Below are 10,444 nucleotides of genomic sequence, written 5' to 3'. Positions count from 1 at the left end.
ATGTGTATGGGATTCGCTTTCGCGAAAGCGTTTACCACATCACTCAACTCCTCAGGTTTAGAGAAGTCAGCGACAAGGTAATCGTGATTTTGATCATGAGAACTGTCCAGTGTAGTGAGAACATCTTTCAATTTATCTTCATTGCGAGCAAGTAAAATAACTCGTGCTCCAGCGCTAGCAAATTGTTGTGCCGTGGCTTTTCCTATTCCTGCGCTACTACCGCAAACCAGTGCAGTCTTATTCTTTAATTGTATCTCCATGCCGCTAAGATAAGGATTTGACGAAATTGCAGGAAATTAAAAATAACCTTACATCCCAGTACGGATCGCCTCAACAGGATCTAGTCGCGCCGCAGCAATTGCTGGAATAATTCCCGCTATGAGTCCTACTAGTGCGCTCACGCTACATCCCAGTAAAACATTATAACTGGAAAGTATAAACACAAAATCTTCTGAAAAAGCATTTGCGAGAATGGTTCCTATCCAGACAAAGAATAACCCAAAAATTCCTCCAAAAAGGGATAGGATAATAGCTTCAAATAAGAACTGAAATAAGATAAAACTGTTTTTAGCGCCCAGAGATTTTTGAATTCCTATTAGGTTGGTACGTTCTTTCACACTCACAAACATGATGTTTGCGATCCCAAAACCACCTACGAGCATAGAAAATCCAGAAATGATTATTCCTATAAAAGTGAGTGTGCTGGTTACTTGATCTAGGAAATCTGCAAAACCTTTTAATGGGTTGATAAAGAAAGTGCTGAGTTGGTCGTTTTTTAAACCACGATAGTTGCGCAGTTTTTGTTCAAGAGTTGCGATAAACTCATCTTGATCCACGCCTTTTTTAGGTTTAAGAATAAGCGCTGTTGTTTTATATTTATTATTGTCGCCATAAATTTTTCTCACAAAATTCACTGGTATATATGCGCTTTCATCCTTAGAAGGACCCATGGACATTCCAGTACCTTCTTTACTCATTACTCCTATAATGGTAAATTTATTTCCATATAAACGCACTCGTTTACCTATAGGGTTTGTGTTTTTAAATAAATTCTGTGCCACTTCATACCCTATAACAGCAACAGGAGAACCGCTATTTGCCTCGCTTTCACTAAAAAAACGACCTTCATTCAGTTTTATGTTTTCCAGGTCGTAAAACTCACTTGTTCCTGGAACGATGTTAACTCCAGTTGCTATTTTATCTTCAAACTTGATGCTTTCAGGAGCTGAGAACATGGTGTATGTAATAGCATCTATGTCTGTCATACTGCGTTTGAGCATTTGAAACTCGTCATAGGAAACGTTAGGGAAGTTTTCATACTGGTAACGTTCTAGTTCTGTAGGGCCAAAGGATATTTTTAATACATAAATAGTAGAAATATCTAGGGAACTCAATCCATCTGTAATTTCTCGTTCTAAAGAATCTACCGCTGCAAGAATACCTATTATAGAAAATATGCCTATGGTAACTCCTAGTAAAGAAAGAAATGTGCGCAGTAAATTAGTGCTCAAGGCACTCCAGGCAAATGAAAAACTTTCTTTTAAAAGACTTAAATAAATAAGCATTATTGATAATGGTTTTATGAAGGGTTAAAGTTAGCTTATCTCATTGGACTATGATGTTGTAGAAATGTTACAGATTTTTAACAGTTTAAAAGTATGTAGTTGTTAAACAATGGTTCAAAACAATACTGGTTTTGATACGTGATGGATGTAGAGAAGCCGCTACAATCTATTACTTTTACATCTTACTTTTTAAGCATTTCACAACATGAGCAACATCACCGCAAAATCTGCCTTAATATCTGTGTTTCATAAAGATGGTTTAGAGCCTATCGTTCATAAAATGAACGAGCTAGGGATTACTATTTATTCTACAGGTGGCACAGAAAAATTTATTAATGATTTAGGGATTCCTGTAATTCCAGTAGAAAATGTAACTTCTTATCCGTCTATTCTAGGTGGTCGTGTAAAGACCTTACACCCTAAAGTTTTTGGAGGTATTTTAAATCGTCGTGATCATGAAGGTGATGTGGCGCAACTGGCCGAATTTGATATTCCACAAATAGACATCGTGATTGTAGATCTGTACCCGTTTGAGAAAACCGTGGCAAGTGGTGCTTCAGAACAAGATATTATTGAAAAAATAGACATCGGTGGGATTTCTTTAATACGCGCTGCCGCAAAGAATTATAAGGATACTCTTTGTGTATCTACTATGGATGATTATGCAAAATTATTAAATGTGCTAGCAGAAGGTGGCGGAACAACTACGGCTGCACAACGTAAAGAGTTTGCGGCTACAGCCTTTGATATTTCTTCTCATTATGACAGTGCGATTTATAACTACTTTGCTGGTGATGCGGTGGATAAATCCCTTAAATTAAGTGAACAACACGTAATGCCATTGCGCTATGGAGAGAATCCACACCAGCGTGGATGGTTCTATGGAGATTTTAACAGTATGTTTACTAAACTACATGGTAAAGCGCTTTCTTACAACAACTTACTAGATGTAGATGCTGCTGTGAACTTAATGAGTGAGTTTGTAAACGATGCACCTACTTTTGCGATTTTTAAACATAATAATGCTTGTGGTGTTGCCCAGCGCGATACGATTCATCAGGCTTATGTAGATGCGCTTGCTGGTGATCCTGTGTCTGCTTTTGGAGGAATTTTAATTTCAAATGTAGCAATTGATGTGGCGACTGCTCAGGAGATCCATAAGTTGTTCTGTGAAGTAGTGATTGCTCCATCATTTGATCCAGCGGCACTGGAGATATTAAAAGGTAAGAAGAATAGAATCATGTTAGAGCTTGTGGGAGATGCGCTTTCGCGAAACCTGCCTGCCGGCAGGCAGGGCGGCATGCCAAATAAAGTAGAAGTAAGAGCAAGCTTAAATGGTTATTTAGTTCAAGATGCTAACTTGAAAACCGATGCTAAAGAAGATTTAAAAACAGCAACAGAATTAGAGCCTACCAGTGCACAAATAGAGGATTTATTATTTGCCTCAAAATTGTGTAAACATACTAAGTCTAACACGATCGTTCTTGCAAAAAACAAGCAGTTGTGCGCCAGTGGAACTGGTCAAACCTCTCGTGTAGATGCTTTAAATCAAGCAATTCATAAAGCTCAATCTTTTAAATTTCAACTCGATGGAGCGGTTATGGCCAGTGATGCATTTTTCCCTTTCCCAGATTGTGTAGAAATTGCAGACCATGCTGGAATTAAAGCTGTAATACAGCCAGGAGGATCTATAAAGGATGAATTATCGATAGATTATTGCAATAAAAATGAAATTGCGATGGTTTTCACGGGAACAAGACACTTTAAACACTAAGAATTGTCTTAGCTTTGTAAAGCTCAAGTAATTAACCATTTTTTCCTTTTTTAATCTTATGGGATTTTTTGATTTTCTAACTGAAGATATTGCTATAGACCTAGGTACGGCAAATACTCTTATAGTTCACAACGGTAAAGTAGTTGTGGATAGTCCATCTATTGTAGCACGTGATCGTATTACCGGTAAAATTATAGCGGTAGGTAAAGAGGCCGCGTTGATGCAAGGTAAAACGCATGAAAACATTAAGACCATAAGGCCACTTAAAGATGGAGTAATTGCAGATTTTGATGCCAGTGAGAAGATGATCTCTATGTTTATAAAAGAGATTCCAGCTTTAAAGAAAAAATTATTTGCTCCTTCATTACGCATGGTGATTTGTATTCCATCAGGTATAACTGAGGTAGAAATGCGAGCGGTTAAGGATAGTGCTGAGCGTGTGAATGGTAAAGAAGTATATCTTATCCATGAACCTATGGCCGCGGCGATAGGGATAGGTGTAGATATCATGCAACCTAAGGGAAATATGATCGTGGATATAGGTGGTGGAACTACTGAAATCGCGGTAATTGCTCTAGGAGGAATAGTTTGTGACCGATCTGTGAAAATTGCAGGAGACGTTTTTACTAATGATATTGTTTACTACATGCGCACACAACATAATCTTTATGTAGGAGAGCGCACTGCTGAAAAAATTAAAATTCAAATAGGAGCTGCGACTGAAGATTTAGAAGTGCCACCAGAAGAAATGAATGTTCAAGGTCGTGATTTACTTACTGGTAAACCTAAAGAGGTTAAAATAGGCTATCGTGAGATAGCTAAGGCTCTAGATAAATCTATTTTGCGTGTGGAAGATGCGGTCATGGAAACCTTATCACAAACTCCACCAGAACTCGCTGCCGATATTTATAATACAGGTATTTATCTAGCCGGTGGTGGTTCTATGCTACGTGGTCTGGATAAACGTCTTTCTCAAAAAACTGATTTACCTGTATACATAGCCGAAGATCCATTGAGAGCAGTAGTGAGAGGTACAGGACTTACCCTTAAAAATATAGAGCGATTTAAAAGTGTACTAGAAAAATAATAGTTTTACATGCAGCAAATTATCAATTTTCTGATCAAGTACAGAAACTTGTTGCTCTATATGAGCTTAATGACTTTAGCTCTTGTTTTTACTATTCAATCGCATAGTTACCATTACAATGCCTTTGTGCATTCTACAGGGAATATTACAGGTTCTTTTCTCAGCACTCGTAATCATATTTATGATTACTTAAACCTCGCTGATGAAAATGAACGATTACGAAAAGAAAATGCACTATTGCGCATGAAAAGCCTTAGCACGGGAGATACGTTGCTGGGTGATGAAACCACTTTTCTTTTTTCTGAGGATGTTCCATACCGTGTTTTTCCAGCTCGAGTTATTAAAAATGATTATTCAAAAAGAGATAATTTTTTAACTCTAGATATAGGAAGTGAACAAGGTGTGAAAGAAGATATGGGTGTAATTACTACAGATGGGATTGTGGGAATTATAGATATTTCAAATAAGCGATTTTCACGTGTTATTTCTATTCTTAACTCAGAGATATCTTTAAATGCTCAAATAAAGGGAAGTAATATTATAGGCTCTTTAACATGGGATGGAAAAGATCCCTATATAATGTCATTAGTAGATGTTCCTAGACTAGCTCAGGTTACTAAGGGTGATACAATCATTACAGGAAGACAGAGCACAACTTTCCCACCTGATGTTTTAATAGGGACTATTAAAAGCGCACAACTAGTTGAAAATGGCAGTCGTTATCAAATAGAGGTTACTTTATTTAATGATATGACAGATTTAGGAACGGCTTACGTGATTAAAAACCGAGACAAAAAAGCGCTTACTATCATAGACACTTTAACGGTAAGAAACGATGAATAACGTTTTGTTCCATAATATGTTGCGGTTTATAGGGCTACTGCTATTACAAATATTTGTAATGGATCAAGTTTATTTTCTAGGCTATATATGTCCTTTAGTTTATATGTTATTTATAGTCTTATATCCTGTAGAAAATAATCGTTGGTCGTTTTTATTAATCGCTTTTATGCTTGGAGTGATCGTAGATACTTTTCAAGATACTGGTGGAGCTCATGCGGCGGCGGCTGTAACATTAGCCTTTTTTAGACCAGTATTATTAAAACTCGTTTATGGGCAAGGTTATCTTACTAAGAATTTGAAAATAATTAAATCTCCTATAGATCGGTTTCTATTGTTGCTCGCTCTGGCTGTTTTATTGCATCATTTAGTATTGTTTTTACTTGTTTATTTTAACCTGAGTCAGATACTTCAAGTATTGCAAATGACGTTATATACAGGTATATCTACTTTATTTGTAGCTGTTGTTTTGTTTGTGTTATTTGGATTGCGTGGTAGATCATGAAAAAATTTCTTCTCCTTTTTTTAGTTTCGGTAGTAGGACTTACTTTATTGGGTAGGGTATTTTATTTACAGATTTTAAATGGAGATACGTACCGGTTAAAATCAGAATTAAATGCAGTAAAAACAGTTTACGATATTCCAGAGCGCGGTTTTATTTATGATCGAGATGGAGATCTCATGGTGGCAAATCAAGTGGCTTATGATATCATGCTTATTCCTAAGGAACTTAAGAAATTTGATACCTTACAATTGTGCGCACTATTAAGGATGGATAAGTCCAGATTACTGTCTCAAATTAAAGATGCTAAAAATTGGTCTTGGCAAAAGGGTAGTGTCATTATTCCACAATTAACTCAAGAAGAATATGCGCCTATTCAAGAAAAACTGCGCAAATTTCCTGGTTTTTATGCTCAAAAACGTTCTTTACGTAAATATCAGGTAACTCATAGCGCTAGTGTTTTAGGATACATTAGAGAAGTAAGCCCAAGGACCATTCAAAAAGATTCTCGTTACCATTTAGGAGATTTAGCTGGTAAGAATGGAATAGAGCTTCAATATGAAGATGAATTGCGCGGTAAAAAAGGAGTGAAGCACTTTATTAGAGATCGCTATGGTCGTGCTCTGGAATCTTATGAAAATGGAAAGTATGATACTATACCTCAATCAGGCAAAGACCTAACGGTTACTTTAGATAATGACTTACAGGCTTATGCAGAGTTGTTAATGAGTAACAAACGTGGTGGAATAGTGGCTATTGAACCTAAAACGGGTGAGATATTAACTCTAGTCACAGCACCTTATTATGATCCTGCATTATTGATGGGAAGAGATCGATCTAAGAACTCTGTATTAATTTTTAATGACACTATTAAAAAACCTGGGGTGAACAGAGCGCTACAAGCAGATTATGTACCAGGTTCACCGTTTAAAATTATTAACGCCTTAATAGGTCTTGAAGAAGGCGTTATTACCACAACGGAACGTCTAACATGTAGACACGGTTATGATTATGGTGGGAAAAAGCGCATGAAGTGCCATGCTCATAAATCACCACTTGCTTTAAGCACGGGTATTGCTGAGTCTTGTAATGCTTATTTTGCACAAGTTTACAGACGTATTATTGAGAAAGGTGATACTCCAGAAGCTGGAATGGATAACTGGCATAAGCATGTTACTAGCTTTGGTCTAGGTAATTATTTAGGTTACGATTTACCTGTCGGAAAAAAAGGATTAATCCCAGATGGTAAATATTATTCTGATCGATATGATTTCAACTGGCGAGCGGTAACTACTATTTCAAACGCTATAGGACAAGGCGAGGTGATTACCACGCCTATTCAACTGGCCAATATGACTGCTGCTATAGCAAACCGCGGTTATTTTTACAGACCACATGTTATAAAAGCCATAGATGGTGTTCCTATAGATAATCCTGATTACACGGTAAAGAATTATACAACAGTAGCGTCAAAACACTTTGAACCAGTAATTGATGGAATGACAGCGGTATATAAAACAGGTACGGCAAAACATGCTCAAATCCCAGGCATAGAAATATGTGGTAAAACAGGAACCGTAGAGAATTTCATGAAGATAGATGGTAAGCGCACACAGCTTACTGATCATTCTGTTTTTATAGCTTTTGCACCTAAGGATGATCCACAAATTGCTATAGCCGTTTTTGTAGAAAATGGATACTGGGGTTCTCGTTATGCGGCAAAAATCGCAAGTCTCCTGATCGAAAAGCATATTAAAGGAGAAATATCCCGTAAGGATCTAGAACAGTACCTACTCACTCATAGTTTAGAATATGAGTATGCAAAACCATACAGCGGTAAACCATTTGAGATTAACCCTAGAGTAGATCAAGGGTTAATACAATCTCAAATAGTTCCAGGACAAGAATCTAATCAGCTTAAACCGTAATATGGCAATAGGAAATAAGCAAAGGTTTGACCTGTACACAATTCTTATTTATGCCGCCTTAGTTTTTATAGGGTGGATCAGCATATATTCAGCTGCGCCAGTAGTGGAGTATGGGAGCATTTTTGATATGGATGAGTTGTTTGGAAAACAAATGATCTGGATTGCGCTGGCTGTAGTTATCATTATTTTTTTACTAGCCATGGACGTTAAGTTTTTTGAACGTTTCGGTAGTGTGATTTACATTATTTCACTTTTGTCATTATTAGGTTTGTTTGTTTTTGGTAAAGAGATTAATGGAGCAAAATCATGGTATTCACTAGGGACTATGACTCTACAACCTAGTGAATTTGCTAAAGCCGCCACCGCACTCGCCGTAGCAAAGTATTTAAGCGGTATTCATATTTCTCTTAAAAACACACGTGATTTATTGATCACCGGATTCATCATCGCATTACCAGCGCTTATCATTATTCCACAACCAGATCCAGGTAGCGCACTCGTTTATGGAGCTTTTTTCTTTGCCTTGCATAGAGAAGGATTGTCACTTTGGTACCTTAGTTTAGTACTAGTAGCGATAGGTTTATTTCTGGGGACTCTTTTAATAGGTAGCTGGTGGATTACGCTTATTATTATGGTCGGTATGGCTTTGATATATATGCTTTCGCGAAAGCAAAGACACAAAAACCGATTGCCTAAACCTAGAAAAGTACTTTATATAATACTTGCTGGATTATGTGTGCTGTATTCATTATCAACAAATTATATATTCAATAACTTGCTAGAAGACCGACATAGAAACCGCATAGATATAGTACTGGGAAGAGTAGAAGATAATCAAGGTGTAGGGTACAATATTAATCAGAGTGTTATTGCGGTAGGTAGTGGTGGTTTTACAGGAAAAGGATTGCTGCAAGGAACTCAAACGCAAGGAGGATTTGTACCAGAACAGGAGACCGATTTTATTTTTAGCGCGATAGGAGAAGAATGGGGTTTTATGGGTGCATCACTTGTGATTATCTTATTTATAAGTCTTATTTATAGACTCATTCTTATGGCAGAACGGCAACGCAACCAGTTTGCTCGTATCTATGGATACTGCGTTGCAGGTATATTTTTTATTCACTTTTTTATAAATATAGGAATGGTCTTAGGGTTGCTTCCTACCGTAGGGATTCCGTTGCCGTTTATGAGTTATGGAGGTAGTGGTTTATGGGGCTTTACGATACTGCTGTTCATCTTTGTAAAACTAGATGGTCATAGAATGAGTTATGAGCATTAGGATATGAAGTATTTAAAGGCACTTGTTCATATTTTAATCGTAGTCGTTTTAACGCTGGTTACTCAAGTAGGTGGTGTGGTGTGGATCGCTGTTTTTGGATTCTTTAAAACCCGTAAGTCGTTATGGAATAAAAGAAAACGATTAGTTGTGTTTGTGGTCACTTATGTTTTGGTAATTTTTACGGTAGTTCCCTTAACAGCGTCATTAGGTAACAGAATGATGTTGCCTATTTTTCATGAACATATTCAACCTCATAATTTGGGATACGTCTTGCTATGTAGAAATTACGTGAGTGTAGAGTTACATGAAACACTTGAATCTATCGCTATAAACTTGTCGCAACCAGTAAACGGAGAAATAAGTATTACTTATTTAGACGCTGGTTTCCCATTTATAAACGGTTTTCCTTTACTACCGCATTTAAGTCATAATGATGGTCGTAAAATAGACATTGCTTTTATATATAACAATGAGGACCAACAACTAGATAATTCTAATCCTAGCCTTACTGGATATGGTGTTTATGTAGAGCCTGAAAACGGCATTAATCCAATGCTGTCGCAGTGTGAAGATGCTGGTTACTGGCAATATGGTTATTCTAAGTATTTTGGTCTGGTGACAAATTCATCAATTACCATAAATCCAGAATTCACCAAGTATTTGATTAAAGAAATCTTAACAGAACAGCGCACGCAAAAGTTATTTATAGAACCACATTTGATTCCTAGATTTGAATTAGATCAATTACAGCAATATCAACGATCTAAAATCAGATTTCATGGATGCCATGCCGTGAGGCATGATGATCATATTCATTTTCAGATTCATTAAGTTATGATGAATCATAAGACAAACACTATAGGGTTTTGAGATTGTTAATGCTAATGTCGTTTTTAAATTGATCTGAGAATGTGCCTTAATTATAAAACACCTAATTTTACTCACTACAAAAAATTCTTTCAAGAGAGCTTGTTAAGAATAAAATAATAATTACTCACTAGCTTATATTAAGGCTACTCATATCTCTACTATTCATGAATAAATATACGATTCTTTTTGTGCTTTATTTAGTTGTTTCGTGCAAACCAATAAAGTTACACCAACCTATTACAAGCCCTACAGAAATACAGCAAAGTACAGATAAAAAAGACCTAAAAAACTGGCATTTTAAAGATATCGAGCTAGATACTATTCCAGGTATAAGTTTAACTAGAGCCTATGATAGTTTGCTAATTACAAAGAAATCTAGGCAAGTTATTGTCGCTGTTATAGATAGTGAAACTGATATGAATCATGCAGCATTATCAGATTATATCTGGATTAACAATAAAGAGATCCCAAACAACCATATTGATGATGATGATAATGGATATAATGATGACATACATGGCTGGAATTATTTAGGTAATTCAAAAGGTCAAAATAATAAATATGTCAATTTTGAATCTACCAGAATTCTTAAAAAATTG

At 36.4% G+C, this 10,444-nt stretch carries 9 protein-coding genes and 1 pseudogene; 8 read left to right on the top strand and 2 right to left on the bottom strand.

Annotated elements, in window-relative coordinates; genetic code table 11:
• Together ACTF48_RS10465 and ACTF48_RS10460 are read right to left on the bottom strand one after the other, a co-directional pair.
• On the bottom strand, positions 1–260 hold a 260-nt coding region (locus tag ACTF48_RS10465; RefSeq protein WP_438963105.1), incomplete at its 3' end, for an SDR family NAD(P)-dependent oxidoreductase.
• Positions 261–308: 48 nt separating this feature from the next.
• Positions 309–1,565: an ABC transporter permease gene (locus ACTF48_RS10460; protein WP_438963104.1), complete on the bottom strand. Its 1,257-nt coding sequence runs from the start codon at positions 1,563–1,565 to the stop codon at positions 309–311.
• 205 nt (positions 1,566–1,770) lie between these two features.
• Here ACTF48_RS10460 and purH point away from each other — a divergent pair, with 205 nt between their 5' ends.
• The 8 genes and pseudogenes from purH to ACTF48_RS10420 all read left to right on the top strand — a co-directional run.
• The gene (gene purH / locus ACTF48_RS10455) at positions 1,771–3,339 is read left to right on the top strand and encodes a bifunctional phosphoribosylaminoimidazolecarboxamide formyltransferase/IMP cyclohydrolase (protein ID WP_438963103.1); all 1,569 of its coding nucleotides are present in this window, start codon (positions 1,771–1,773) and stop codon (positions 3,337–3,339) included.
• A gap of 58 nt (positions 3,340–3,397) precedes the next feature.
• Entirely contained in the window at positions 3,398–4,426 is a 1,029-nt protein-coding gene (locus tag ACTF48_RS10450; protein WP_438963102.1) for a rod shape-determining protein, read from the top strand.
• Positions 4,427–4,435: 9 nt separating this feature from the next.
• Complete coding sequence (gene mreC / locus ACTF48_RS10445) at positions 4,436–5,269, top strand: rod shape-determining protein MreC (protein ID WP_438963101.1); 834 nt, start codon at positions 4,436–4,438, stop codon at positions 5,267–5,269.
• Positions 5,262–5,771, top strand: a complete 510-nt coding sequence (locus ACTF48_RS10440) for a hypothetical protein (protein ID WP_438963100.1) — start codon at positions 5,262–5,264, stop codon at positions 5,769–5,771. The genes mreC and ACTF48_RS10440 overlap by 8 nt, the downstream gene beginning before the upstream one ends.
• Positions 5,768–7,696 (top strand): penicillin-binding protein 2, encoded by a 1,929-nt coding sequence (gene mrdA, locus ACTF48_RS10435; protein WP_438963099.1) that lies wholly within the window; start codon positions 5,768–5,770, stop codon positions 7,694–7,696. The genes ACTF48_RS10440 and mrdA overlap by 4 nt, the downstream gene beginning before the upstream one ends.
• Before the next feature lies 1 nt (position 7,697).
• The gene (gene rodA / locus ACTF48_RS10430; RefSeq protein ID WP_438963098.1) at positions 7,698–8,975 is read left to right on the top strand and encodes a rod shape-determining protein RodA; all 1,278 of its coding nucleotides are present in this window, start codon (positions 7,698–7,700) and stop codon (positions 8,973–8,975) included.
• Between the two features lie 3 nt (positions 8,976–8,978).
• Positions 8,979–9,806, top strand: coding sequence for a hypothetical protein (locus ACTF48_RS10425; RefSeq protein ID WP_438963097.1), 828 nt, complete (start codon positions 8,979–8,981; stop codon positions 9,804–9,806).
• Positions 9,807–10,009: 203 nt separating this feature from the next.
• Positions 10,010–10,444 (top strand): annotated as a pseudogene (locus ACTF48_RS10420) (peptidase S8); the annotation flags it as partial.

The organism is Nonlabens sp., assembly GCF_965660805.1.
Classification (GTDB): domain Bacteria; phylum Bacteroidota; class Bacteroidia; order Flavobacteriales; family Flavobacteriaceae; genus Nonlabens.
This window is presented reverse-complemented; position numbering and strand designations above follow the sequence as displayed.

Coding starts and splice junctions, on each gene's coding strand:
- ACTF48_RS10450 (WP_438963102.1), top strand. CDS start 3,398: ATGGGATTTTTTGATTTTCTAACTGAAGATATTGCTATAGACCTAGGT.
- ACTF48_RS10425 (WP_438963097.1), top strand. CDS start 8,979: ATGAAGTATTTAAAGGCACTTGTTCATATTTTAATCGTAGTCGTTTTA.
- mreC (WP_438963101.1), top strand. CDS start 4,436: ATGCAGCAAATTATCAATTTTCTGATCAAGTACAGAAACTTGTTGCTC.
- ACTF48_RS10440 (WP_438963100.1), top strand. CDS start 5,262: ATGAATAACGTTTTGTTCCATAATATGTTGCGGTTTATAGGGCTACTG.
- mrdA (WP_438963099.1), top strand. CDS start 5,768: ATGAAAAAATTTCTTCTCCTTTTTTTAGTTTCGGTAGTAGGACTTACT.
- purH (WP_438963103.1), top strand. CDS start 1,771: ATGAGCAACATCACCGCAAAATCTGCCTTAATATCTGTGTTTCATAAA.
- ACTF48_RS10460 (WP_438963104.1), bottom strand. CDS start 1,565: ATGCTTATTTATTTAAGTCTTTTAAAAGAAAGTTTTTCATTTGCCTGG.
- rodA (WP_438963098.1), top strand. CDS start 7,698: ATGGCAATAGGAAATAAGCAAAGGTTTGACCTGTACACAATTCTTATT.